This is a genomic window from Vibrio sp. CB1-14, assembly GCF_040412085.2.
Taxonomy (GTDB): Bacteria; Pseudomonadota; Gammaproteobacteria; order Enterobacterales; family Vibrionaceae; genus Vibrio; species Vibrio chaetopteri.
On record NZ_CP115920.1, the window covers coordinates 2,039,032 to 2,066,005 of the forward strand.

Below are 26,974 nucleotides of genomic sequence, written 5' to 3' on the forward strand. Positions count from 1 at the left end.
TCTCAACCAATAGACTTGTCAACGTCTAGACGTCCAAATGGCCGATAATTAATTACGAAACGAAATGAGTTGCGTATAAGTCATTAGAGCGCTGTGGAATAGTGGTCATAGTGCCCAAGCCAAGCGATCGCCTCATTCATTGGCATCGCTTTGGCATAATAGAACCCTTGTGCAACCTTAATTCCGTACTCTCTTGCGAAAGCCTGCTGCTGTGCCGTTTCTACCCCTTCAATAACAATATCAAAGCTGAGCTCCTTAGAGAGTACAGTGATTGCTTTAATAATAGCTCTTGTTTCTGGCTTATTCGCTGCCTCTTTAGTAAAGGAGCTATCGATTTTAACGGTCGAGAATGGGAAGTTTTTCAGTAAATCTAGCGAGGCATTACCAGTGCCAAAATCGTCCAACTGCAATGAAAAGCCCATTTCATTAAGTCGGTCTAAAGAAAGCAGTGTTTCTTGCTTATTTCGAAATATCGCGGTTTCAGTAAGTTCGAGTGGAAAACGGCTCGCACTCAGTCCTGTTTCAAGCACCCTACGTTTCATAAATGGAATAAAGTGCTCATGTTCAAGTTGTACAGCAGAGATATTGATCGACACCGTATGATTGAAACCGCTGCTCTCCAACCTACGTTGAAACTCAATGCATTTTTCAAACACAAACTCGCCAACCCTTATAATATCGACGGTTCTTTCGAGCATTGGTACAAAGACAGCCGGACTCACGTAACTGCCATCACTTTGTTTCCAACGTAGCAAAGCTTCAAATCCTGTCACATTCAAGGTACCTACTTCCACTTGAGGCTGAAACCAGACTTCGAAACTGCCCTGCTCAACCGCTCTGCGGAGTTTATGGTATAAACTGAATTTACGTCGGCTCGCCTCACCAATATCAACCGTGAAACGCTGAATGCCTGATGTACTCACAGGATTACGTTTAGCAAAATACATTGCAGTATCTGCGCAGGAAAGTAGCGACTTGATCTCTACGCCGTCATCTGGAAAGCGTGCTATCCCAATAGAGCAATCAATCCGGAGTTGAGTAGATTCAAAAGTCACGGGAAGACGCACGAGCGCTTGTAACTCACGAGCAAACAACAATGCTTCTTGCTCACTATCTGCGAAATGCAGAATAGCGAATTCGTCTCCGCCTAAACGAGCGATACTGTCACGCTCATCAGAGAGCTGTGAAATAGCAGCGCTCACCGTTTTCAACAGTGTATCACCGGCTAAATGGCCTAAGTTGTCGTTCACAGACTTAAAGTTATCGATATCTAAAAAAAACAAGAACGCGCTACGGTTGTTTTCAAGAAGGACTTTAAAGCGCTCAAAAAAGCTCAATCGATTAGGAAGACCGGTAAGAAAATCGGTTCGAGCGAGAGAAACAGCGTTGCTTTCTGCCTCTTTACGCATCTCGACTTCTGCGACGAGCGCTTTTTTACTCACGGTTGTCACTTGTAGCTCCCGGTACATCTCCTCAAGGCTTTGAAACAGTTCATGCCATTCTCTAATTCGAGAGTTTTTTGATTGGGTTGCGTCATAATTGGCGTAATCCTGGCCGATTTTCTTCATTTCATGGCGCACAGTTTTAAGCGGCACAATCAACGCTGTATACAGCACAATCAAAACGACAAGTGAGAGAAACGTGGTGCTGCCCACCGCCACTGTTTGATACCAAGATAGTCGCGATACCTCGAGCGTCGCGAGCTGTCTCGCCTCTTCACTCAAGTTATGCAGTTGCGTAATCAGATTCTGACTGTAAGCGTTCAGATTGATGGTGATCCACTGAATATCCTTGTCAATCGTTGCTTCGCTCAATCGCTCAAATTGCATTCGAATCCTAGATATATCGGTAGACAGACGCTTGGCCAACATCTTCTCTTCTAGCTGAGTGATGTTGAGTAGTTGACCTGCTTGCTTCTCAATCTTGTCGAGGGTATCCGACCACTGGGTTAAAGAATCAGAACGACGATAGAGGTTATAATCAGCGACGATTACATTTAAACGTGATGCTTGTTGGCTGATTTCAAAAGCCTGTTCATCCAACGACAGTACTTCATCTCGCACCGCGTTTTGCTTTTGGGATAGGTAGGCCGTGGTTAGCATGAAAGCGGCAACCAAAGTAACAAACAGGGTTAAGATTTGTTTAATACTCGTTTTCATAGTCTAAAATCGTCTGTCTAAGCGGCGCTGCATCACGAAGCGGTTTTGGTCTTAATAGGCTTTTCGTATCTGTCGTTGAGTCTGCTGACAGTCCATGCGACTGCAACCACACGAACTCTCGATCAAACAACGCGATGAGTGGCTGGTAAAGTGACACCGATAACACGCTGTCTGCGAGAAGCTTTTGCACTTGTTTGGCATCAGCATTAAAGCTGTCCATCAGCACTTGCTTGGCATAATCAGGCTGCTCTTCAAGGACAGATTCTGCGTCAATCATCGCAAGCAGCAATCGCGATACGTCTTCATCGGAAAGGCGTCGATGCGCCAGCATCAATTCATATTGCAGGAACGTTCCGGGAAAGTACTTCACAAAGCCGGTCTGGTTTGTTTGAGAAATAAGCTCTGAAACAAAGGGCTCTCGAATGGTTATATAGTCGCATTCACCTTCAATGAGGTGACGATTGAGCTCAGAGACGGGCACAAATTTAAAGATGACATTTTGCGCGCCACTTCGTTCAGTCAAAGCTTGTCCAAAAAAGTGCAGCGCCGATACATATTGCGTACAAAGCACCTTATTTTCGAGATCCGCGAGGCTCGAAAATGGTTGCAGGCTTGCAATAGCATTGGAGTTATCTGAATCAAAGACCGTCGCCACTACACGATAATCCGGTAGTAAATTTTGACGTGCGAGATAGGCAATATCCGCGGCGAATATGACGTCAGCATCGACTTTACCATCAATCACTGAACGCAGCGCTAATGTTCCACTGGGTCTAGGTTCGATTGTCAGGTTCAGATTTTGTTTTTCAAACCTTTCCGCGGCATGGGCGAGATACAACAAGCTTGCACCGGGCTGAAGACCCGTTACCACGGTGACATTTTTAGGTAGAGATTGCGTTGTTTCCTTCTCGCCACAGCTCAAAAGCAGTGTGGCGCACAACATCATAATCGGCACACGTCCCATGTAATGTACCTCGCCTTTTTCTTTTAATATAGTAAACAATTGGCCGTATTGTATATTTCCTTCAGAAGTACAAAAGAATGAGCAATTAGGCAGCAACAATATCTTAAAAATAGATTGTTGATTGCCATGCTTTGGCAGCGGTGGTCTAATATGGACTCAACGGAAAGCCCTGATTGTAAAGGCTCTCTCTCAGAACAAAGGAAGCATGCCCCATGTCTCAGCACCAACCCACTTTTTTCTTCTTCGATTACGAAACTTGGGGGGTGAGCCCGGCGAAAGACAGGCCTTGTCAGTTCGCTGGGGTAAGAACGGATGCAGACTTTAATATCATTGGCGAGCCTTTGGTCATTTATTGCCAACCACCCGCCGATTACCTTCCTTCACCAGAAGCCGCGCTCATTACCGGAATTACGCCTCAGCTATGCCAAGAAAAAGGGCTCTCGGAGCCTGAGTTCATCGCCAAGATTCATGAACAATTAGCGACGCCAAATACCACCAGTCTCGGCTATAACAGCATTCGCTTTGACGATGAAGTGACTCGATACACTTGCTACCGCAATTTCATCGATCCTTATGCTTGGAGCTGGCAAAACGGAAACTCTCGTTGGGATCTACTCGATGTAATGAGAGCGTGTCACGCACTGCGCCCAGATGGTATTGAGTGGCCAGAAAATGAAGAAGGATTTACCAGCTTCAAATTGGAGCACCTTTCTGTTGCCAACGGTATTGAGCATGAAAATGCTCACGATGCGATGGCCGATGTCATCGCTACTATTGAGCTCGCGAAAAAAGTTAAAGCGGCTCAGCCTAAGCTGTTTGATTATTTCTATTCAATGCGCCAAAAGCGCAAATTGAACGAGTTGGTTGATATCGTCAATATGACGCCACTAATGCACGTCTCAGGAATGCTCGGGAAAGAGTGTCAGTACACTAGCTGGGTCGTACCAATTGCTTGGCATCCTACCAATCAAAACGCAGTTATTGTCGCGGATTTAGCGAAAGATCCTCAGCCTTTGCTCGATCTTGATGTTGAAGCGCTGCACCAAAGACTCTACACCAAGCGCGATGAACTCGGTCAAGATGAGCTTCCGGTGCCACTCAAACTTATTCACTTAAACAAGTGCCCAATTCTAGCGCCGGCCAAAACACTCACTGCCGAAAATGCAGCGAACATTGGTATTGACCGAGAGCAGTGTTTAAAGAACCTTGCGCTTATTAAGCAGCATCCAGAAGTTCGTGAGAAGTTGATCGGCCTCTACAGCATTGAACGTGAATATGCAGAAGACAATGATGTCGATACTCAACTCTACAGCGGATTCTTCACTCCTGCGGATAAAAGTGCGATGGATATTATTCGCGAGACAGATCCGAATAATCTGTCTGCATTAGACATTAGTTTTAGTGATCCTAGAATTGAACCTCTGCTATTCCGATATCGCGCGCGCCATTTCGCTTGGACGCTTGATGAGTCGGAGCAGGCAAGGTGGACAAATCATTGTCGTGAGTTTTTCGAAAGTCGTATTGAAGACTACATGCTAAATATGGAAAACTTAGTTCACGAACATGAGTCTGACGAGAAAAAGCTCGCCATACTAAAATCCGTCTACCGCTACGTGGAGCGTCTCGTTTCTTAACACCTTCATCCACGTAGTCGAAGGCAGCCTAATTATTCTATGTTTAGGCTGCCCACTGTATGAACACTCTATTTTTTACTAAGAGGAAGCCATGCTAAAAACCGTGCTTCGCTATGTAGCCTCTTTTGCCATTATTTTTGTTTCACTTTGGTTAGGTAACGCCCTTCAAAGCCTACTCGACGTATCCATTCCCGGAAGTGTGTTTGGCATGTTGCTTCTATTTGCCGGCCTCGCCAGCGGCGTTGTCCCGGTTCGCCTAGTGCAACCCGGAGCTCATGTGTTTATTCGCTATATGATTTTGCTATTTGTGCCGATAAGTGTCGGCCTGATGAATCACTTCGATATGCTAGTGAGCAACGCACTCCCTATTCTAGCTAGTGCTGTGGGTGGCTCTTTGATCGTATTGATTGTGCTTTCGGTGTTCCTTGATCGCTTTTTAAAGAAGGGAGACAAATAATATGTGGCTTCCTGTCACCGTTATCGTGTTTTTTATTGCTCGCTTTATCGCCATAAAAGCGAAGAATCCCATTTTCAATCCGCTTTTACTTAGCATCGCAATGCTAATCCCTCTGCTACTGATACTAAATGTACCGTTTGATACCTATTACGCAGACAACGAGTGGATTAGCTACTTGCTTCAACCTGCGGTTGTTGCCCTAGCCTATCCCTTGTATGAGCAACTTCCTCAGATACGCCAAAACTGGCGCATCATTGCCCTTGCCTGCGGTGTGGGAAGCATCGCGTCAATGTTTACAGCATCGATAATCGCCGTATCGCTAGGTGCAGACACGGAGCTTATTGCTAGCTTACTCGGTAAGTCCGTTACTACTCCTATAGCGATGGAGGTTTCTAGTCATCTCGGTGGCGAGCCTGCGATCGCAGCCATCCTTGTGTTACTTGTTGGTCTATTCGGTGCCATAATGGCCTATCCAATTTACCAACTATTAGGCGTCACCCATCCGATTGCGAAAGGCCTCACGATGGGAACGGTATCTCACGCTCTAGGCACAGCTACGAGCGCTGAAAAAGATCCTCGCGATGCCGCGTTTAGCTCTCTAGCACTGGTAATATGCGGTGTTATTACCTCCGTACTAGCCCCCTCTATGTTCGCCTTTTCAATTTGGTTAAGCCATTGGCTTGGCTAATACCTATTGCGGGTTGTCGATTCTAACAATCCGCAATTTTGTGTGACCTCACTCTTATATTGCAATATTTACAATTGTTGCACTCACACATGTGATCGGCATCACCTTTAGTTCCTTGAAACTTGCTTAGAATGTAAAAAAACACTTAATCACATAGGAAACCGCATGACTGATCGTTTTGATTCTGCGTTGGCCGACACTCCAGAGCATATTGCCACCTTTTTAAAGCCTATTTTAACGGCTCCAGATTTCGATGCGACTTTATCTAAAGAGCAGTTTGAAAAGCTCCAGGCATTGTCTGGTCTTGACGATAGCGAATTGCGTGTCGCCCTTTTACCTTTTGCAGCAGCGTATTCCTATGCGCCCATTTCAGAGTTTTTTGTCGGCGCAATCGTTCGTGGGTTATCCGGACGCCTTTATTTTGGTGCCAACATGGAAATCATCGGCGCTCAGCTTGGTCAAACCGTCCATGCCGAGCAGTCCGCTATCAGCCACGCTTGGATGAAAGGTGAAAATGGTCTGAAAGACATCACTATCAACTACAGTCCTTGCGGTCACTGTCGTCAGTTCATGAACGAACTCACCACCGCAGATTCTTTGGTTGTGCAATTACCACAACGTGATGAAATGACGTTACAAGAGTACCTACCAGAATCCTTTGGCCCTAAAGATTTGGGTATTTCTGACGCGCTAATGAGTCCTAAACAACACGGGCTAACAACCGATGAGACAGACACATTGGTTCTAGCTGCTGTCGACGCGCTTAATCAAAGCCACTCGCCATATACTAAGAACCTTAGCGGCGTTGCTATTAGCACTAAAGACGGCAATACCTACAACGGTGCTTATGCGGAAAACGCCGCATTCAACCCTAGTCTGCCTCCGCTTCAAGTTGCTTTCATGCAGCTATTACTCGCAGGGCAATCGTTCGAAGATATTAAACTCGTGGCTCTTGCAGAAATGGCCTCCGGCAAAATCAGCCACCTTGCTGATACACAAGCGACGCTTGAAGCGATCGACCCAGATATTCCATTGGAATATATCGCTTTATAGTCATCGGTTTTATTGAACAAAATCATAGCCTCGCCCTATTGCGAGGCTATTTTTTTAGCGATTCTAGTAACTCAATTAATTTTAGGCGCAAACGTTTGCTTTTTGAGGATAATCCAGTATGATCCTCGGCAATTCTTCCTCATGAACGTCAAGGATTTTATATGTTTGGTACAGCAACTCGTGAAAACGCTACACGTGTATTACTGTTGGGCTCTGGTGAACTAGGTAAAGAAGTCGCCATCGAATGTCAGCGACTTGGTTTAGAAGTCATCGCCTGCGATCGCTACGAAGACGCACCAGCAATGCAAGTCGCTCACCGTAGCTATGTACTTGATATGTTGGATGGGGAAGCGCTAGAAGCCATCATCGAGAAAGAGAAACCAAGCTATGTGGTTCCTGAAATTGAAGCCATCGCAACGGACAAGTTAGTCGAGCTTGAAAGCAAAGGACTCAATGTCGTCCCTACTGCGAATGCGACCAAGCTCACCATGAACCGTGAAGGGATCCGACGCTTAGCAGCAGAAGAACTCGGGTTGAACACCTCCCCTTACCAGTTTGCAGACAACTATGACGATTTTAAAGCAGCCGTTGAACACGTTGGTGTTCCTTGCGTCGTTAAACCAGTAATGAGTTCGTCAGGCAAAGGTCAGAGCGTTGTCAAAACCGAAGCGGACATCGAAAAAGCGTGGAGATATGCTCAGGAAGGCGGCCGCACTGGTGCTGGTCGCGTAATTGTAGAAGGTTTCATCGACTTTGATTACGAGATTACATTGCTGACAGTACGTGCGGTTGACGGCGTTCACTTCTGCGCACCTATTGGCCACCGCCAGGAAGATGGCGACTACCGCGAATCTTGGCAGCCACAAGTAATGACTGAAAATGCACGCAAAGCAGCGGAGTACACAGCAGAGCAAGTGGTTAACGCACTTGGCGGCTACGGTATTTTTGGCGTAGAACTGTTCGTTAAAGGTGACAAAGTGATTTTCAATGAAGTATCACCACGTCCCCACGATACGGGCCTAGTCACACTGATTTCTCAAGAAATGTCTGAGTTTGCACTTCACGTACGTGCATTCACTGGTATGCCAGTCAATAGCATTGCTCAATATGGCCCTGCGGCTTCAGCGGTGATTCTTGGTCAAGGCACCTCTAATAACATTCGTTTTGAGGGTCTAGATGAAGCATTGGCACTGCCACAGACTCAGGTGCGCCTATTCGGTAAGCCAGATATCGATGGTCGTCGCCGTTTAGGTGTGATTTTGACTAAACGCAAATCGCTTGAAACAGCGGTAGATGAGGCAGTAAGCTGCGCGAAGAAAGTGAAAGTCATTTACTAAACACACACGTTCTATCAATGCCAGAAAGCAGGCTCTGGAATGATTCAGTGCCTGCTTTTTATTCTCTTTCCTTTACTCCGCATTTAACGTGACGCAGACCAAACGGCGAACTCGTTGCCACTGGGTTCAGTAAAATGGAAGCGGCAACCGCCGGGAAAATCAAAGATTTCACGAATAATCACGCCTTGGTTGGCTTCGACCTTTTTGTATGTTGCCTCTATGTCGGCGCTGTAGAAGACTAGCAATGCACCGCCATTTTCAGCCGTTGAACATAGCTCTGCACGATAGAAGCCGCCATTTAAGCCTTGATTTTCAAACGCTGTATAGTCATCACCATAATCCTGAAAAGACCAGTCAAATACAGCCGTAAAGAAACGCTTTGTTTTTTCTAAATCACCGGCCGCGAATTCAACGTAGTCCAGTTTTACTTGCTCACTCATTTCAGCTCCATTGTTTGAGTCATCAATTACCGTTCATAGTAAAAGATCTATCCCTTTAGGTTTGTGAGAAGATAGGCATTTATCTCAAACCTCCTACTGATCAGCTATACACTAGGATTACGTAACAGGTAATTGAGACAAACAAAATGTTCACTCGAACCATAGGGAATCAGGTCTAGCGTGCGCACTAAAAAGATTTCGCATTTAAATAAACTTTTCGCCAAGCCACCATTACTGCTTTTTATTGCAATGATGACAGGTTGTTTTGGTGATACACCGAATGCGCGCTTTCTTGATTACCAGAAACGCATTGTCAACATTCAGCAAAGTGAACTAATCCCTGCCCCAGTTCTTAAGCCGGTCGAGCTTCCCGCAAAGCGTCAGCTTACCAAAGAAATACCACGGACGACTCTAGGTCTAGTGGATAGCTACCAGCTAAGAAAATGCAATCTATTTGGCTTAATTGCAGAGCACAACTCAGTGCTTGGTAAAGTTCAGGATCAGTTTAGAAACTTCGACTACCAGTTGCAGCTTATTGATGGGCTTGAGCGATGCCTAACCTCAAATCAAATTGAGCCAGAGCTTAAAGAAAGTCTACAGAAAATATTGGATGTGAAGTACCAGTACTTACCTGACTACTTTTTTAATCTTGTTTACACCAGTGATGCCATGCGGCTGCAACTAAGTGGTTCGGATTGGATTGTGATGCGCGATGCCAGCCATGCATTACAAATAAGGGAGCCATTGGAGGCGTTCAATACTGTTGCCAAATTCATTGCTACCAGCGAACGAGGAACACTTGAGCGCCCTCCACTACTGACTGACTATCAAGAAACACTTGAAAAACAGAACGTGATTGGGCGTTTGGCCTTTTCTTTGGAAGCGAGTGAGCGATGGTTAAAAACGGTCACAGCTCAACTGCATCAATATGACGATAGCATTCCTTGTGGTAAAAACCGCGACATGTCACGCTTTAATTATCTCGTCAACGTCTTCAACGATGTCTTTGTCAAAGAGCTTCAACCCTACCTCTCTTACCTAGATTCTGAATATCAGGCATTGTCGGCTCAAACCCTGTTTGTATCGGCGCTGCTTCACACCAAGGATAACAGCGGTTACAGTCTTGAGGCGAAGCATCTCGCCTTCAAGCAAGCAAACCGTGCACATGTCGAGTACTGGAAACGTCTTTTTAGACGCTGTGGTCGCGACTTGTCCTCAGTGGTGAATCGATAAAAGCCATATCTTTGTTACTCCGTCTCTCGTATACGATGGTATCGCGCAAAGCGCGGTATGCCGTTTTCAGTCCACCCATTATGCTTAAACGTGACCGTCTTTCCTATTGCTGGAGGATTGGCTCTCTCTTCGTCGGTAAAACCCGTACCGATATAGAGTCGAACACCATCATTTATCTCCACCAATATTGCCCCCATCATACCGTCGTACTTTCCTTTGCCAGGTTTATATCCAACGACAATTCCTTCTGTATCTTGAACCGTTTTTACTTTAATTAAGCTATTGTTTCGTCCAGGGTGATAAATTTCATGACGCTTTTTCAGCATTAAGCCTTCAGCTTCATCGTGGGTTACTTGCGTAAGTAAAGCTTGTAGATCTTTGTGCGTCTCTACTACCTTTTGTTCAACACACTGAATATGCCTATACGGCAGCGACTCACAATAGTTTTTAAGGTAACCATATCGCTGTTCAAATGAACCTAAGTGACCTGGCACATCAAACAGCATAAAAGTAATTGCTTGCCACTGTGATGAATCAGGTACTTTATCAAGTACCGTTTTTTGTACTTGTCCAAAGCCACCTCTTCCTGCCCACAACTCCCCTTCAATCGTTATCTCAGGTAAGTCCTTAATGAACCACTTGGGCGCATTTAAAATACGACCGGATCGCGTGACCAACTCCTTCCCTGTCCAAATTGCTCGAATGCCATCGAGTTTTTCGCTGACATAATAGCTTACAAGGTCGATATCTTGATGGTATTCCAAAGCGTTGGTGACGTTGGGAGCTTGATCGAGAAATTGAATACCGTGCGCGTCCACTTTTGCCACTAGTGCAGCAAAAACAACGAGTGTAGATACTTTTTCCATCGGCTTATACACGTTAACTGCCTCTCCACTCTTTCCACTTAAAATGGCGTTGAATTAGATGTTAACGACAGTCTAGAAGTTTGAAGTAAGCGAGCCACGTACGTCGATAGAAATTACGAGTTAGGTGTGAAGAAGATTCGCAGAGAGACGTATCAATTACATTAAGATTTGATGCAGCCCGAAATTGCGAGGAATACGCTTCCTTTTACTTGTTGTTACTCAAAGTAAAAGGAAGCGAACTGAAGACTACTGTATACCCAGTTCAGTTTTAAGGGTAGCAATATGGTTAAGATCCATATTGTGTACTTTGAGCATCTGTTCAATCTGGCTCAGTGATGCAGTCGCAGAATCATATCGTTCGCACGAGTCTGATTTCGCATCCCATGATGTACCCTCAAGATACAAGTCACAGTCTTGTTTCAACCTTTGCAGGTTCGGAGTAATTTGAGCACGTTCTTGCTCCAGCTTAGCAACTTCAGCTTTGAGCTGAGCCTCGCGCTTAAATAACTCTTGAGACTGTTCAAACATCGAGCTTTGAATGTCATTCTTGCGCACTAGCTGGGTGTTTTCGTTCTCTTGTTTTACCAATTGCTGCTTTTTGCTCGACAACTGATTTTGCAAATCGGTTTTGTCTTGTTCGAGCTTAGAAATTGTCTCCTCAAGAGCGGCAACTTGTTCTTGGTGTTCCGCAATCTTCTCCTCTACGGCTTTACGAAGTTTAAGCTGTGCTTGCGACTCTGCCATTGATAGCTGCTCAGTCAACGTTTGCTCATGATCTTCGGTTTGAGTTACGGTTTGTTGATAGCGAGATTCCAGTTCAGCGTAACGCTGCTGCCAATCATTTTGAGTCACAGAGGCGCCAATCAGACCACCAGTTGCAATACCAAGCACCGCAGCTATCCCTATATAGAGCCTAGCTCGATTGTCTTTTTGCTCGATGACAACAACGTCATCATTCTCGGCTTGTTGGTTTTGTTGTTGCTTATCCACACCTACTCCTGAGAGTGACCATTACTATCGTATTAATTCTGAAATCACCAGCGTCGTCACGTAGATCGCAAACGCTGATAAGGCAGTGACTATGACCACTTTCTGGACTTTTTCATTGGTCCGATAGCGAAACAGCATAAAGGCAAGCACGACAAGAAAAGCGATCGCTAACAGTCGAGTCATATACATCTCCTTGTATTGGGGGAATTCCCGAAAGCCAGATAAAACACCCTTTATGCTCACTGCACAAAGCGCCACTCTACCTCACTTCAACGAGTTTTACGTCAGAAACATTTCAAATATACCAAATGGTTGACTTTGCTACCCTATTTGCTCAAATTAAATTGTAAATTTATTCATGACATCGCTATTTAAATACGCTACGATTGCGCTCACAGATTATCTAGAATCTAGATATTTGTTCCGATGAAGACTGCAGGAGAGTGGTAATTAACCAAAATTTAACGTTTGGTTAAAACTACCCGCCGAAGAAGTAAATCTTTCAGGTGCTTTATTCTGATAAATCAGAGCTTATCAATTGGTAAGGATAAAGTGAGGACTGTAGTTGGAGGAACCTCTGGAGAGAACCGTTAGATCGGTCGCCGAAGGAGCAAGCTCATTTCTAATGAGTGAAACTCTCAGGTACAAAGGACAGAGGAGAGAATAGCAACATTGATACACTCAATTCAGTAACTGGCTCTATGCCAGTGTATAGCGATACGAGTAGTCCTCTTCGATCATGCCATGCTTGATCGTGCGTACTGCCCTTTCTCTCTTCTCCTTAAGTTTTGTTTTATTAAGGGGAAATCATGAACAATCTTCAATCTACATTGCAAACCATTGACTCATTCGTTTGGGGACCACCACTGCTTATTTTGTTGGTCGGCACCGGCGTTTACTTCACGTTTAAATTGGGTCTTTTACAGTTTCGCCACCTTCCGACCGCATTAAAGCTTATATTCACCAAAGACAAATCCGGCCAAGGTGATGTGTCTAGCTTCGCTGCACTTTGTACCGCACTCTCTGCCACAATTGGTACGGGTAATATCGTCGGTGTTGCAACGGCCATTAAACTTGGTGGTCCCGGCGCACTATTTTGGATGTGGCTAGCAGCGCTTTTTGGTATGGCGACCAAATACGCTGAATGTTTGCTAGCGGTTAAATACCGTAAAGTCGATGACAAAGGTCAAATGCTTGGTGGTCCTATGTACTACCTTCGAGATGGTGTGGGCTCCAAGTTTCTCGCCACCATGTTCGCAATATTTGCTCTAGGTGTAGCATGCTTTGGTATTGGTACTTTTCCGCAAGTTAATGCCATTCTTGATGCCAGCGAGATCTCCTTTGGCGTATCACGTGAGCTTTCAGCAGCAGTACTCACGCTGTTAGTCGCTTTCGTTACCCTGGGTGGTATTCAGTCAATTGCCAAGGTGGCTGGTAAAGTCGTACCAACCATGGCGGTATTCTATGTGTTGGCATGTCTTAGCGTCATCATCATGAACGCAGATAAACTTGTGGATGCGGTGCAACTTGTCGTTGTTTCAGCGTTTAGCAGTACGGCTGCAACTGGTGGCTTTGTCGGCGCGAGCATCATGCTGGCGATCCAATCAGGTATCGCTCGTGGCGTATTCTCCAATGAAAGTGGTCTTGGTAGTGCACCAATGGCAGCAGCGGCAGCGAAAACTGACAGCTGCGTACGCCAAGGGCTTATCTCGATGACAGGTACCTTTATCGATACCATCATCATTTGTACCATGACGGGTCTTGCATTGATTCTCACTGGAGCATGGCAAAGTGACTTTGCTGGCGCCGCAATGACCACACACGCGTTCGCGACCGGTCTTAACGCTGAGTACTTTGGTCCAATGCTGGTATCGATTGGTTTGATGTTCTTTGCCTTCACAACGATTCTGGGCTGGAACTATTACGGTGAGCGCTGCGTGGTATTCCTGATGGGCACGAAAGCAGTACTGCCCTACAAAATCATCTTCGTAGGTTTGGTAGCCTCTGGCGCATTCCTACATCTCGATATGATCTGGATTATCGCCGACATCGTTAATGGTCTGATGGCAATACCTAACCTGATTGGTTTAGTGCTTCTTCGTGGTGTCGTCATTGAAGAAACTAAGCTCTACTTTGCCGCGCAATCTCGCACAAACAAAGTCGCTGCAACGGCATAATTTCGTTAGATTGAACAAAAAAGGTCTGAATAATCAGACCTTTTTTTACATAAACATAATGTCGGCTATGCCATCTAACGTAGCATCAACTGCGCCGTTTAACTGTACTGCTACGCTAGACATAAACGCCGAACAAGCTGCAATCAAAGCGATAATCATAAAAACCTCCTCGCTAAGTCAGTCTTTATTTTATCTCTAGATTTCTATCGGTAGTTACCCTTTTACGCCACGACCTTGATGATCTTGGTTTCTAAACAGCACCATAACTAAAGCCGGAACCAGAATGAGTACGGGCGTAACGAATACTTGAAGCAACAACGAACCTATCCCGCTGTGAGATACCACGTTTTCCAACTGAAAATACCCAAGGAGTACAATAAGGATAAGAACCAGCGATAACAGCAACTCTTTTAAACACATGGTAGATCGCGGCAGTCGAACTCGACTTGCCAGTGTAAACAGTAGCATACCTAAACAGAGTCCAAACCAGCTTAAAAATGTTGGGAATGGCCAAACATAGCAGAGCGTCGCTGCCACTGTCGTAAGCACCAACCAGACTCGAGTTCGGGTGAATGTATACACTTCACTTACGGCCAAACTCAGCGAATGGCGTACAAAGTGCCAGCCCACTAGCGCACCCAACAAGGCGCCAGCCAACATATCAGAAAGGAATGCTCCACCACTGATAAACTGATAGAACACCAACACGACACTAACAGTTATAAACGCAGACAGGAACAAGGTTCGAAATCTCGTGTGGATCTGACTCATCACGATAGTGGAAATCGATACCCAGTTTGCAATAAGTAAATCCGGAAAACTGTACCCACTTCGATCAGTGTAATTGATAGAAGGTAAATAAGCATGGGGAACCGCAAAACCAAAACCCTGTTTAGCTACCAAAATAAACAAAGAGGTGGCAGTCACTGCGAACATCAACTGACCGGTAAAGTGACGCCCCCATAGCCAAATAAACAGAGGTAAGAACGCCATTAAAAACAGAGGCTGAACGAGAACATATAAAATTCTTCCCCCCCACACTACCATCTCTCGAATATGTAAAGGCGCTTGCATTAAGATCTCTTGAGCGCTCTCTAACCAACCTAGTTCGATCTGGTGAATCGTCGGTGCTGATTCAATGAGGTTATCGATGAACTGGATCGGTTGGTTACCAGCCGTCTCGTACATCGTTTTTACCAAAGGCCACTGTTGTGGGTAACGGTAGTCTTTTGGTGCAACAGACTTGGGCTGTATCAATGTTGCACTGCGAACTTCTACACCAAAGTGAGGAGCGAAATAGATAGGTAACTCAATCCCTTTTGAGAACTTTGTCGCTTCATAAGCAATAATTGCCGACTCAACATGACATTCAAAAAATACGGCTTGGCGGGTACGTCCAAGTTCTCTACCAACATCAACAACCAACCCTGCTTCTTCCCATGTTTCTCGTTGAGCAGTCAGGCGTGGATCTTCGTTATTTTCTATCGTTCCGCCAGGCAGCGACAACTTACCCGTGATGATCTCATCCACGAGCAACAACCGATCTTTACTTCTGACGATACACAAAGACCCGCGAATAGAAGGTGCAAGTGGTGCTAGCGGCAATGGGTTTTGACTGGCTTTAGGTACGGCTTGCCCTATCGCTCCCTTAGTAGATAGCTCGGGAGATGATACTGAAGATGCAGCGAAACTCAGATTTGCAGTAAAAAGCGCAAGCAAGCACAAAAAAAACCAATGGCTCAACAATTGAGTCACGAATAATCCTAATTTATATTTTTTTCTAAGACAATGAATATGAGGGAAAAATCCCTGCTTTTTATAGAGATTCAACGCTGACTGATTGAAATCCCACACTTCAACCATAAGCTGCGTTGCACCGAGCTGTTCTAGGCGTATTTGCGCCTCGATAAGTAACGCCTCAGCGATACCGTGTTGTCTCCACGATGGCGTCACAAACAGCTCATCGATATTGCCGACGAAACACGGCTTGCTAATGGGTGAAGTCAGTTCACAAAATTGAGCGGTAACGAAGCCGACAATCTTTGGGTCGTCACTTTTAGTTATAGAGGATGCAGCAACAATATTTTTTGCGGTTGCAACCAACACCAAGCAATCGGGTGAATCCAAATAGCGAGCGATACTTTTTTCTTGTTGCACTTCATCCGCGGATTTGAAGTCTGTCGGTACCGCACTATGGTGGTGATTATGTAATTCAAACATTAAATCATTAAGAATATCGAGATCTTGAATAGTCGCAGAACGAAGTGAGATGCGAGGTGAAGTCATCGGTATACGCTCGATTTAGTGGTTAAACAAACAGGTCACAAATGTGCGCATAGTGTGAGGGTTTTGTCAGGGATGTGCAAATAAAAAAACCTAACAATTGGGCGCGCCCGTCAAGCTTAGGGAAATTCTCACTATACTTGGGTATATATATAAAATTAAAAGGATTGGTTATGACACTTTCTCGTTTTTGGTTACTTGCCGCTATGCTTCCCACCGCAACCCTGAGCGCTGAACTACCGTTAAAATGCCATTTAGACACATCGGCTGATCAGTTTTGGTTCTACCAAGACCAGCTCGTCTTCAAGAGTAACCAATTTATTATTTTTCAGAACTTCAAAGGCCGTGTAGTCACTCAAGTAGACGTTAAAACTGGAAAGTTCAGCCGTACCACCCACATTGGCGAACCTTTTGTCCCAAAGTATCAAATGTTATTTGGCACATGCGAAGAACCGAACCATGTCCTAAAAATGTGGCACATGAGTTCGGTTCAAATGGATGAGAGGTAGTTTCCTAGCTCTCTAATTTACTGATTAACTCGGATGAAGCGCTTTTTCAATCTCAGATAGGCTCGAAGGATCATCTATCGTTGAAGGCACCGTGTAGGTTTCACCATCAGCGATTTGCCTAATAACGCGACGTAAGATCTTACCTGAGCGTGTTTTTGGCAGTCTGTCGACAACCAGTGCATGTTTAAAGCACGCTACAGCACCGATTTCGGAACGCACTTTACCAACAAGCTCATTTTCAAGCGCCCCACTGTCCACTTTCACGCCGTCTTTAAGCACCACAAGACCCAGTGGTAGCTGACCTTTTAAGTCATCATGGACACCGACAACGGCACATTCGGCAATCGCTGGATGACCACCAACAATCTCTTCCATTTCGCCGGTTGAGAGGCGATGCCCTGCCACATTAATCACATCATCTACCCTACCCATGATAAACAAGTAACCATCTTCATCGAGATAGCCGCCGTCACCCGAGACGTAGTAACCTTCAAATTGACTTAGGTAACCAGAATCAAATCTATCGTGATTGCGCCATACCGTGGTTAGACAGCTTGGTGGAAGTGGGCGTTTTAGTGACACAAAACCTTGCTGATTGGCACCAACAGGCTCTCCTAACTCATTCAAGATTTCGACTTTAAAACCAGGACTTGGCATGGTTGAAGAGCCTGCTTTAATTGGCATGGACTCGAGCCCCACAGGATTCGATGAGATTGCCCATCCTGTTTCTGTCTGCCACCAGTGGTCAATCACAGGTTTGTTGGTGTGGCTTTGTACCCACTCTAAGGTTGGAGGATCGAGTCGCTCGCCAGCCATAAAGATGCTGTCTAAGGTGCTTAAATCATACTTATTTAGCTCTAGGCCTTCAGAGTCTTCTTTTTTAATCGCTCGAAACGCAGTCGGAGCAGAAAACAGCACCTTCACCTGATACTCTTCACAAACGCGCCAAAACGCACCCGGATCTGGTGTTCGTACCGGTTTGCCTTCAAACAAGATTGACGTACAGCCATGAATCAGCGGCGCATAAACAATGTAAGAGTGCCCCACTACCCAACCAACATCGGATGCTGCCCAAAACACCCCATCAGTTGGCATGTTGTAGATGGCATTCATGGAGTATTTCATCGCCACAGCATGACCGCCATTATCGCGTACCACTCCTTTCGGTTTACCCGTTGTGCCAGAGGTATACAGTATATAAAGGGGATCGGTAGCTAATACAGGGACACAAGCATGAGGTAGAGCGCGTTCATATTGCTCTGCCCAATCAAGATCGCGCTCTTGGTTTAGCTCAGCTAAGCACTGCGGTCGTTGTAGCACCAGTACCTTATCTGGTTTCCAGCGGCTATCCATTATGGCCTGATCCACCAGCGGTTTGTATGGCAAAACCTTGTTGATCTCGATGCCACAAGACGCGGTCATAATGACCTTAGGCTCGGCATCTTCAATTCGAACTGCCAGTTCGTTGGGTGCAAAACCGCCAAATACCACAGAGTGAATGGCACCAAGACGGGCACACGCTAGCATTGCCATCGCCGCCTCTGGGATCATCGGCATATAGATAATGACCCTATCGCCTTTCATCACGCCTTGCGATGCAAGCATTCCTGCAATCTTCGCCACCTTGTCACGCATTACATTGTAGCTATAACGCTCTTTAATCCCTGTAACAGGTGAGTCATAAATCAGCGCGGTATTGTCACCTCGGCCTTGTTCACAGTGATAATCCAAAGCTAGCCATGCGGTATTCATGACGCCATCAGGAAACCAGCGTTCAATGCCGTTGTCGTCTTTCGCTAAGATGGTTTTCGGCGCTTCAAACCAATCAATCTTTTCCGCTTGATGCTGCCAGAAGGATTCCGGTTGTTGCTCTGCCCATTGGTACTCTTTTTGATATGCAGACATAATGCGTCCTCCAATATGTCTTAAATAGTTTGAAACGTCGTTAACTCGCTATTTCATCGTTGAGCAAGGTATCCGACGGTACACGCACCCAGCCTTCCATAAGGATCCGCGCACTTCGACTCATAATGGCTCTTTCGACCGTCCAGCCTTGCTCAGACTGGGAAGCCACAGCACCCACCTTGAGCGTTCCCGACGGGTGCCCAAAGGTCACTCCTTCACGAGCGCCACCGCCCGCGGCCATATTGACCACCGTACCTTCTACGCTCGAAGCGCATGCGATAGCAACGGCTGCCGTTCCCATCATGGCGTGATGAAGCTTACCCATCGACATTGCTCTTACTAATAGGTCAACGTCTGCTGTCTCGATAGTTTTGTTGCTTGAAGAGCGATAAGGTTTAGGTTTAGAAACAAAGGCAACTTTGGGGGTGTGCTGGCGAGTTGCCGCTTGCTCAATATCGTCAATTAATCCCATTTTTAATGCCCCATGAGCACGAATGGTTTCGAACTTTTCAAGCCAGTCAGCATCACTATTGATGTCTTCTTGCAGCTCAGTACCTTCCAGACCAAGTTCGGCAGCATCGATAAAGATCGTTGGAATGCCCGCGTTGATCATCGTGGCATTGAACACGCCAACGTCCGGCACATGAAGGTCATCGACCAAGTTCCCCGTTGGAAACATCGAGCCTCCACTGCTGCTCGGGTCAACAAACTCCACTGCAATTTCAGCCGCAGGAAATGTGACGCCGTCGAGAAGGAAATCGCCAAGCTCTTGGACTTCTCCATCCACCATCAGCACTTTAGCCACAATGGTTTTCTCGATGTTGGCTTGCCAGATCTTAATCTCTGCTATGCCATTTTCAGGCAGCACGCTTGGATCAATTAAGCCACTATGAATGGCAAACGGCGCTACTGCAGCTGATAGGTTTCCGCAGTTGCCGCTCCAATCGACAAACGCCTTATCAATGGCGACTTGACCGAATAAGTAATCGATGTGATGGTCAGGGCGGCTACTTGTCGACACAATCACCGTTTTACTGGTGCTCGATGTTGCCCCTCCCATACCATCAATCTGCTTGGCATAGGGATCAGGGCTGCCGATGACACGCATCAACAGTTGGTCACGAACTACGCCGGGCTGCTTTGCTGCTTCTGGCAAATCTTCGAGGCTAAAGAACACTCCTTTACTCGTCCCACCGCGCATATAAGTGGCAGGCACCTTGATTTGTTTGCTCATGCTACGTCCCCCTATTTCGCGAGAAAGTCTTGTGCGAATCGCTGCAGTACACCGCCAGAAGAATAAACGGCAACCTCGTCTTCAGTGTCTAGTCGGCAAGTCACCGCAATATCGAGCTTCTCACCATTGGCGCGCGTGACCACTAGGGCTAAATCACAGCCGGGGGCAATATCGCCCACGACATCGTAAGTTTCAGTGCCATCTAGACCTAAGATGTTTCTATCGGTGCCGGCTTTGAATTGCAGTGGTAATACACCCATACCAACGAGATTCGTCCTGTGTATTCGCTCGAATCCCTCGGCAACGATTGCCTCGACACCCGCTAGGCGAACCCCCTTAGCTGCCCAATCTCGTGAAGAGCCTTGTCCATAATCCGCACCAGCGACAATGATCAAAGGCTGCTGACGCTGCATGTAGGTTTCAATCGCTTCCCACATGCGCGTGACCTTGCCTTCTGGTTCAATTCGAGCCAATGAGCCTTGAACAACATTGCCATTTTCCGTGACCATTTCATTGAACAGTTTGGGGTTGGCAAAGGTTGCTCGCTGAGCAGTTAAGTGATCCCCGCGATGGGTCGCATAGGAGTTGTAGTCTTCCTCGGGTACGCCCATGCTAGTGAGGTACTCCCCTGCGGCACTGGACGCTAAGATAGCGTTAGATGGCGACAAATGGTCAGTGGTAATGTTATCTCCGAGAATGGCTAGCGGTCTCATGCCGCTCAGTGTTCGAGGCTTAGCCAGCGCTCCTTCCCAATATGGTGGTCTGCGAATGTAGGTGCTCATCTCACGCCAATCATAGAGTGGACTGGAGCTTACTGCTTCATCGTTTAGCTTGAACATTTGCAGGTAGACTTGATTGAACTGTTCTGGCTTAACGTGCGCATTAACGACCGCATCGATTTCTTCATCGCTTGGCCAGATATCATTGAGGTAGATAGGCTTGCCTTCGGCATCAACACCCAGCGAATCTCGCTCGATATCAAAACGAATCGTTCCCGCTATCGCATAAGCAACCACTAGAGGTGGTGATGCTAGAAATGCTTGCTTCGCATAAGGGTGAATACGTCCGTCAAAGTTACGGTTGCCTGATAACACTGCGGTTGTATACAAGTCGTTGTCGATGATTTCTTTTTGGATCTCAGGGTCAAGCGCACCACTCATGCCGTTACAGGTCGTGCACGCGTACGCAACAATGCCAAAGCCAAGCTTCTCGAGTTCTGGCAGCAATCCCGACTCTTGCAAGTAGAGCTTGGCAACCTTAGAACCCGGCGCAAACGAGGATTTCACCCAAGGCTTGCGCACCAAACCTAACTCGTTAGCTTTTTTGGCAATCAATCCAGCAGCTACCACATTTCGCGGGTTACTGGTATTGGTACAGGATGTGATAGCGGCAATGATTACTGCGCCATCCGGCATGGTGTCAGATTTTTGCTCCCACGTACCAGCAATGCCCTGCTCGCTAAGCTGCGCGGTGGGTAATCGGCGATGAGGGTTAGACGGCCCGGCCAAGGTGCGCTCAACGCTTGATAAATCAAACTCCAGCACGCGTTCGTATTCTGCGTTAACCAACTCATCAGCCCAAAGCCCGGTTTGTTTGGCGTATTGTTCCACCAATCTAACTTGTACATCCTCGCGGCCAGTGAGTTTTAGGTAGTTGATGGTCTGCTCGTCGATGTAAAACATACCCGCCGATGCGCCGTATTCAGGCGTCATGTTCGAGATTGTTGCACGGTCACCAATGGTTAGCTGTTTGGTGCCCTCGCCAAAAAATTCCAGATAACTAGACACCACTTTTTGACTGCGCAAAAACTCGGTTAATGCGAGCACAATATCGGTCGCGGTAATACCCGGTTGACGCTCTCCTGTGAGCTTAACACCGACAATATCCGGTAAGCGCATCATTGAGGGTCTACCCAGCATGACCGTTTCTGCCTCAAGACCACCGACACCAATGGCTATCACGCCTAGCGCATCTACATGAGGCGTATGGCTGTCCGTGCCGACACAGGTATCAGGAAACGCGACGCCGTTTTTCACTTGTACCACTGGGGATAATTTCTCAAGGTTGATCTGGTGCATAATGCCGTTACCAGCCGGCACCACACTGACATTCTCGAACGCGGTTTTACACCACTCAATAAAGTGGAAACGGTCTTCATTACGGCGCTCTTCAACGGCGCGGTTTTTTTCAAAAGCATCCGGGTCAAAGCCAGCATGCTCAACAGCGAGGGAGTGATCAACAATTAGCTGAGTCTCTACCACTGGGTTTACCGCAGCCGGATCGCCCCCTTGCAGTGCGATAGCATCACGTAGACCCGCTAAGTCTACCAATGCGGTCTGTCCCAAAATATCGTGGCATACCACGCGCGCTGGGTACCAAGGGAAATCTTTATCACGTTTTCGATAAATCAGCTGAGACAAGCACGCTTCTAGCTCAGACGGCTCGCAGCGGTGCACTAAGTTCTCAGCCAGTACTTTCGCCGTGTAAGGCAAGCGCTCAAAAGCGCCTGGCTCAATATCATTAACGGCCGCTTGCGCATCAAAGTAATCAAGCTGAGTGCCAAGAAGCGGTTTGCGATATTGATAATTCATAGTGTTATTCGACATATTCACATCCTTCCCTAGCACTAATCACGCGCTTCGATCGGCGTCCACTCTCTAGCCTCAGGACCATCATAATCAGCACTAGGGCGAATGATGCGGTTGTTAGCACGCTGCTCATAAACGTGTGCAGCCCAGCCTGTTAAACGGCTCATTACAAAAATGGGGGTAAATAGCTTAGTTGGGATATCCATGAAGTGATAAGCAGAGGCGTGGAAGAAGTCCGCATTACAGAACAGCCCCTTTTCACGCTTCATTACCGATTCAACACGCACAGAAACGTCATAGAGGTAAGTATCACCGACCGTCTCAGACAGCTCTTTTGACCAGCGCTTAATCAGCGCGTTACGCGGATCGCTTTCCCTATAGATGGCATGACCAAAGCCCATGATTTTGTCTTTATTCGCAAGCATCTGCATGATGTTCGCCTCTGCTTCATCGGCAGTTCTCCAATCTTGGATCATGTCCATTGCTGCTTCGTTAGCACCACCGTGAAGTGGTCCTCGAAGCGTACCGATAGCGGCAGTGATACACGAATGAATGTCGGATAGTGTGGAAGCGCAGACTCGCGCTGCAAAGGTAGAGGCATTAAACTCATGCTCGGCGTAAAGAATGAGTGAGCAATGCATGACTTGCTTGTGAAGTGCAGATGGTGCTTTATCGGTAAGCATTTTCAAAAAGTAGCCACCGATGCAATCTTCACTTTGATCTTCGGTATCGATGCGCACGCCATCATGACTAAATCGATACCAATAACAGATGATCGCCGGAAACAACGCAAGCATTCGCTCTGTCGCTTGTTGTTGCTGGGAAAAGTCCAGCTCTTGTTCAAGATTACCCAATACCGAACAGCCAGTTCGCATCACATCCATTGGATGCGCATCGGCTGGGATTAACTCAAGCGCTTGTTTCAGCGCCTCAGGCAGACCGCGAAGCCCGACAAGGATTGTTTTGTAATCATCCAACTCCTTTTGATTGGGTAGATGTCCACGCAGCAGCAAATGCGCGACTTCTTCGAACTGGGCATTGTTTGCCAGATCGGTAATGTCATAACCTCGATAGGTTAACCCGGTTCCAGATTGACCTACAGTACATAGCGATGTGGTACCTGCACTTTGGCCTCGTAGACCTGCTCCACCAATGGCTGAATTTGGCATATTGAACTCCTTTTCCCGCATGTCGCCCTTTCTGGGTCTTTTATAGCGGCGTTTCGTTATTGGATTAAATGTGTCTTTCTAATTTTTGGCGTTTCGATTTTTAACGGACAAATCAAGATTTGTTGTCAGCAAACAGCTGATCCAATTTGTCTTCGTAACTGTGATAATTCAGATGCTCATAGAGCTCTGCGCGGGTTTGCATTTGCGATGTCAACGCTTCTTGATTGCCCTCGGTGAGCAAGTGCTGGTAAACGTTCTCTGCAGCTTTGTTCATCGCTCTAAAGGCTGATAATGGGTAGAGAACCATATCCACACCGACACGGGCGAGTTCTTCGCAACCAAATAATGGCGTCTGCCCAAACTCAGTGATGTTGGCAAGAATAGGTACATCTTTGCCCGTCGCGCTTGAAAGTGCTGATTTGAACTGTTTGTAGTGGTCTAGCGAAGTCATCGCTTCAGGGAAGATCATATCTGCACCCGCTTCCACACACGCAATAGCGCGCTCAATGGCGTTATCCATCCCCTCTACGGCAAGTGCATCCGTACGCGCCATGATGACAAAGCTTGGATCGGTTTTGGCATCTACAGCGGCTTTTACGCGATCAACCATCTCTTGTTGAGTAACAATCGCTTTATTGGGTCTGTGGCCGCAGCGTTTTTGAGCTACTTGGTCTTCAATATGAACAGCGGCAGCACCTGCTTTTTCCATCGCTTTGATAGTGCGTGCAATGTTGAAAGCACCGCCAAAGCCTGTGTCAATATCCACCAGCAATGGCAAATCACAAGCGTTAGTAATCCTCTCTACATCCACTAACACATCGTTGAGCGTTGTAATGCCAAGATCTGGTAGACCGTAAGATGCGTTGGCAATGCCGCCACCAGAAAGATAGATAGCTTGATGGCCGACATTCTTCGCCATCATCGCGCAGTACGGATTAACCGTGCCCACAACTTGAAGCGGACTGCCATTAGTGACCGCGTCACGAAATCGTTGCCCTGGGGATAATAGTTGAACTGGTGAAGATGACATACGTGTCTCCTTGTCCGTTTGTTTTTGTGTGCTCATGGCTTGCTATGAAACTCAGGCACATCGATATTCACGTCATTGAATTAAGATTTTGTTCTATCAGGGCTTTGCTTCTTGAAATGTGTCTTCTCATCAATAGCTCGGCCAATTCCTGGTCACGATTTTTAATCGCATCCAAGATAAATAAGTGTTCTTTCAGCGCAGCCTCTGGTCTTGATTGGGTTCGTGGCGACTGATAACGGTACATGCGTAGCAAGTGGTAAAGTTCATTGCAAAGCAAATGAACCAGTTGGCTATTTTGACTCGCTTTAATAATTCGATAATGAAAGTCAAAATCACCGTGCTGATGAAAGTAAGAGGCGCCAGCGACTTCATCAATATGCTCGGAGTGGCGAGCCAATAAGCCTTCTAGCTCCGCTAGTTCTTCATCACTAATATGTGCAGCTGCTAGGCGAGCCGCCATACCTTCCAACGCTTCTCGAACCGAATACAGCTCAACGAGTTTTTGCTGACTCAGTGTGATAACTCGCGCTCCTACATGAGGGATTCGCTCAATCAGCCCCAACCCTTCGAGTCTCATGATCGCTTCTCTAAGCGGGCCTCGGCTTACCTCAAATCGCTTAGCAAGCTCTGGCTCAGAGATCTTACTGCCAGACTCAATTCGCCCTTCGACGATTTCCTCTATTAGTTGCTCTGTTAAATTTTCGGATTTCGTTGCCTCTTTAGAAGCGGCCACATCACCGATCGCAAACTCTACACTCATCTCTACACTTACCCACTCGCTCAACAATATTGTTGACAATAAATAGTAACTGATGACTATTTAAGCAACTCAGCGTCTAAATATCAATCATATTGTCGACAATGTAGACTAATGTCTAACGTTAACGTCAAGCTGTGAACTTTATGAACAAAATTGAGCTAATGCACTTTATCCTCAATATCGACGCTTTATTGAAGAGTCATTAACAATTACGTAACCTTTCGACTAACCCAAAGAGGTCACGCCAGATCCCTCCAAGCTGGCAGACAATAAAGTCAACATAAGGAACGTGAACATGTTTAACGCATTGAAACCTACCCTCGCGGCGTCTATCGTCGCTGCTACTCTCTCTTTTGGCAGCTATGCTGCGGATCTGGATAAGATTCACTTCTTGATCCCTGGCGGCGCTGGTGGTGGTTGGGATATGACCGCACGTGGCACGGGTGATGTGTTAGTGAAAGCAGAGATTGTCGACAATGTCTCTTTCCAAAACTTATCCGGTGGTGGCGGCGGCAAAGCCATTGCTCACTTAATTGAAACTGCAGAGCGTCAAGAAGATACCTTGATGGTTAATTCCACCCCGATTGTGGTTCGCTCACTCACTGGTGTATTCCCACAGTCTTTCCGCGATCTAACACCTGTTGCTGCGACTATTGCTGACTACGGTGCGATTGTCGCGCATGCGGATTCTCCCTATAACACGTGGGAAGATGTGGTCGCTGACTTCAAAGAAAACCCACGTAAAGTCAAAATCGCTGGTGGCTCGGCACGAGGTAGTATGGATCACTTAGTTGTCGCTGCTGCGTTTAAAGGCGAAGGTTTTGATGCTAAGAAAGTTCGTTACATCGCTTATGATGCAGGTGGCAAAGCCATGGCTGCGCTACTTTCTGGTGAAACACAGTTGTTGTCGACCGGTCTTGGTGAAGTGCTTGAGATGTCTAAGTCTGGACAAGTAAAGGTACTTGCCGTTACTGCTCCCAAACGCCTTGAAGCCGCTCCACACATTCCAACGCTAACGGAATATGGTAACGAAACCGTATTTGCTAACTGGCGTGGTTTCTTCGCCGCACCTGGCGCAAGTGAAGAAAAAGTCAAAGAGTGGAACGCTGCGCTGACCAAAATGTACAGCACCGATGAGTGGGCAGTAGTACGTGACCGCAATGGTTGGATTGACAACTACAAACCTGATCAAGACTTCTACAAATTCCTAGAAGACCAAGAGAAGCAAATGGGTGCGCTCATGACTGAGCTTGGTTTCCTTAATAACTAACAGTAACGGAGGGGTTCGCCCCTCCTCGATTCAAATACGTTACGTATATTCAACGTACACCAATTTTCGCCGTATATAAGCGACAATCTCGACTCCTTCAATTCTGGATTGTTCACGTTAGTAGTACTGACCCCTTAATCTCCTGGGGAAAGATTTATTCGGGTAAACGCTCTTTGTCCTGAGGCAATTTGCCCACTTGGTCGCCGCTCATCGACCCTTATATACGGT

General features: G+C 46.6%; 22 protein-coding genes and 1 riboswitch. Of the genes, 9 read left to right on the forward strand and 13 right to left on the reverse strand.

The genetic code is table 11. From position 1 onward, the window contains the following. Positions 1-83: 83 nt before the first annotated feature. Both PG915_RS09165 and PG915_RS09170 read right to left on the reverse strand, forming a co-directional pair. Positions 84-2,159 carry a putative bifunctional diguanylate cyclase/phosphodiesterase gene (locus tag PG915_RS09165; protein ID WP_353496249.1) on the reverse strand — a complete coding sequence of 692 codons (2,076 nt, stop codon included), beginning with the start codon at positions 2,157-2,159 and terminating at the stop codon, positions 84-86. Continuing rightward, the gene (locus tag PG915_RS09170) at positions 2,143-3,123 is read right to left on the reverse strand and encodes an ABC transporter substrate-binding protein (protein ID WP_353496250.1); all 981 of its coding nucleotides are present in this window, start codon (positions 3,121-3,123) and stop codon (positions 2,143-2,145) included. The genes PG915_RS09165 and PG915_RS09170 overlap by 17 nt, the downstream gene beginning before the upstream one ends. A 212-nt stretch (positions 3,124-3,335) precedes the next feature. Between PG915_RS09170 and sbcB the strand changes: the two genes are divergently transcribed. From sbcB to purT, 5 genes are all read left to right on the forward strand, one after another. Continuing rightward, positions 3,336-4,757: an exodeoxyribonuclease I gene (gene sbcB / locus PG915_RS09175; RefSeq protein ID WP_353496251.1), complete on the forward strand. Its 1,422-nt coding sequence runs from the start codon at positions 3,336-3,338 to the stop codon at positions 4,755-4,757. 91 nt (positions 4,758-4,848) lie between these two features. Next, complete coding sequence (locus PG915_RS09180) at positions 4,849-5,214, forward strand: CidA/LrgA family protein (protein ID WP_353496252.1); 366 nt, start codon at positions 4,849-4,851, stop codon at positions 5,212-5,214. 1 nt (position 5,215) lies between these two features. Continuing rightward, positions 5,216-5,902, forward strand: a complete 687-nt coding sequence (locus PG915_RS09185) for a CidB/LrgB family autolysis modulator (protein ID WP_353496253.1) — start codon at positions 5,216-5,218, stop codon at positions 5,900-5,902. Positions 5,903-6,067: 165 nt separating this feature from the next. Then, positions 6,068-6,955, forward strand: coding sequence for a cytidine deaminase (gene cdd / locus PG915_RS09190; protein WP_353496254.1), 888 nt, complete (start codon positions 6,068-6,070; stop codon positions 6,953-6,955). 161 nt (positions 6,956-7,116) lie between these two features. Next, positions 7,117-8,292, forward strand: coding sequence for a formate-dependent phosphoribosylglycinamide formyltransferase (gene purT / locus PG915_RS09195; RefSeq protein ID WP_353496255.1), 1,176 nt, complete (start codon positions 7,117-7,119; stop codon positions 8,290-8,292). Positions 8,293-8,375: 83 nt separating this feature from the next. Here the strand turns inward: purT and PG915_RS09200 are convergent, their stop codons facing one another. After that, on the reverse strand, positions 8,376-8,732 hold the full coding sequence (locus PG915_RS09200; protein ID WP_353496256.1) for a VOC family protein: 357 nt from the start codon (positions 8,730-8,732) through the stop codon (positions 8,376-8,378). A gap of 180 nt (positions 8,733-8,912) precedes the next feature. On the opposite strand from PG915_RS09200, the gene PG915_RS09205 reads away from it, so the two are divergent. Beyond that, entirely contained in the window at positions 8,913-9,965 is a 1,053-nt protein-coding gene (locus tag PG915_RS09205) for a DUF3080 family protein (protein WP_353496257.1), read from the forward strand. 14 nt (positions 9,966-9,979) lie between these two features. On the opposite strand, the gene PG915_RS09210 is transcribed toward PG915_RS09205, so the two are convergent. From PG915_RS09210 to PG915_RS09220, 3 genes are all read right to left on the reverse strand, one after another. Beyond that, positions 9,980-10,831 (reverse strand): DNA ligase, encoded by an 852-nt coding sequence (locus PG915_RS09210; RefSeq protein WP_353496258.1) that lies wholly within the window; start codon positions 10,829-10,831, stop codon positions 9,980-9,982. Between the two features lie 246 nt (positions 10,832-11,077). Beyond that, positions 11,078-11,821 carry a chromosome partitioning protein ParA gene (locus PG915_RS09215; RefSeq protein WP_353496259.1) on the reverse strand — a complete coding sequence of 248 codons (744 nt, stop codon included), beginning with the start codon at positions 11,819-11,821 and terminating at the stop codon, positions 11,078-11,080. 24 nt (positions 11,822-11,845) lie between these two features. Next, entirely contained in the window at positions 11,846-12,004 is a 159-nt protein-coding gene (locus PG915_RS09220; RefSeq protein ID WP_042501352.1) for a hypothetical protein, read from the reverse strand. Between the two features lie 384 nt (positions 12,005-12,388). Then, positions 12,389-12,486: riboswitch (glycine riboswitch) on the forward strand. A gap of 144 nt (positions 12,487-12,630) precedes the next feature. Between PG915_RS09220 and PG915_RS09225 the strand changes: the two genes are divergently transcribed. Further along, positions 12,631-13,998 (forward strand): alanine/glycine:cation symporter family protein, encoded by a 1,368-nt coding sequence (locus PG915_RS09225; protein ID WP_353496260.1) that lies wholly within the window; start codon positions 12,631-12,633, stop codon positions 13,996-13,998. 213 nt (positions 13,999-14,211) lie between these two features. On the opposite strand, the gene PG915_RS09230 is transcribed toward PG915_RS09225, so the two are convergent. Beyond that, positions 14,212-16,284, reverse strand: coding sequence for a GNAT family N-acetyltransferase (locus PG915_RS09230; protein ID WP_353496261.1), 2,073 nt, complete (start codon positions 16,282-16,284; stop codon positions 14,212-14,214). A gap of 170 nt (positions 16,285-16,454) precedes the next feature. Between PG915_RS09230 and PG915_RS09235 the strand changes: the two genes are divergently transcribed. Beyond that, positions 16,455-16,790: a hypothetical protein gene (locus PG915_RS09235; protein ID WP_353496262.1), complete on the forward strand. Its 336-nt coding sequence runs from the start codon at positions 16,455-16,457 to the stop codon at positions 16,788-16,790. A gap of 24 nt (positions 16,791-16,814) precedes the next feature. Here PG915_RS09235 and PG915_RS09240 read toward each other — a convergent pair whose 3' ends face one another. The 6 genes from PG915_RS09240 to PG915_RS09265 all read right to left on the reverse strand — a co-directional run bounded on the left by PG915_RS09240 (position 16,815) and on the right by PG915_RS09265 (position 25,476). After that, positions 16,815-18,695, reverse strand: coding sequence for a propionyl-CoA synthetase (locus tag PG915_RS09240; protein WP_353496263.1), 1,881 nt, complete (start codon positions 18,693-18,695; stop codon positions 16,815-16,817). Positions 18,696-18,735: 40 nt separating this feature from the next. Further along, a complete protein-coding gene (gene prpF / locus PG915_RS09245) occupies positions 18,736-19,929 on the reverse strand; it encodes a 2-methylaconitate cis-trans isomerase PrpF (RefSeq protein ID WP_353496264.1) in 1,194 nt (397 codons plus the stop codon). 11 nt (positions 19,930-19,940) lie between these two features. Beyond that, the gene (gene acnD / locus PG915_RS09250; RefSeq protein ID WP_353496265.1) at positions 19,941-22,535 is read right to left on the reverse strand and encodes a Fe/S-dependent 2-methylisocitrate dehydratase AcnD; all 2,595 of its coding nucleotides are present in this window, start codon (positions 22,533-22,535) and stop codon (positions 19,941-19,943) included. A gap of 20 nt (positions 22,536-22,555) precedes the next feature. Next, positions 22,556-23,686: a bifunctional 2-methylcitrate synthase/citrate synthase gene (gene prpC, locus PG915_RS09255; protein ID WP_353496266.1), complete on the reverse strand. Its 1,131-nt coding sequence runs from the start codon at positions 23,684-23,686 to the stop codon at positions 22,556-22,558. A 112-nt stretch (positions 23,687-23,798) separates the two neighbouring features. Further along, positions 23,799-24,716 (reverse strand): methylisocitrate lyase, encoded by a 918-nt coding sequence (gene prpB / locus PG915_RS09260; protein ID WP_353496267.1) that lies wholly within the window; start codon positions 24,714-24,716, stop codon positions 23,799-23,801. Positions 24,717-24,783: 67 nt separating this feature from the next. After that, entirely contained in the window at positions 24,784-25,476 is a 693-nt protein-coding gene (locus tag PG915_RS09265) for a GntR family transcriptional regulator (protein WP_353496268.1), read from the reverse strand. 295 nt (positions 25,477-25,771) lie between these two features. On the opposite strand from PG915_RS09265, the gene PG915_RS09270 reads away from it, so the two are divergent. Then, positions 25,772-26,746 carry a tripartite tricarboxylate transporter substrate binding protein gene (locus tag PG915_RS09270; RefSeq protein WP_353496269.1) on the forward strand — a complete coding sequence of 325 codons (975 nt, stop codon included), beginning with the start codon at positions 25,772-25,774 and terminating at the stop codon, positions 26,744-26,746. Positions 26,747-26,974: the final 228 nt, after the last annotated feature.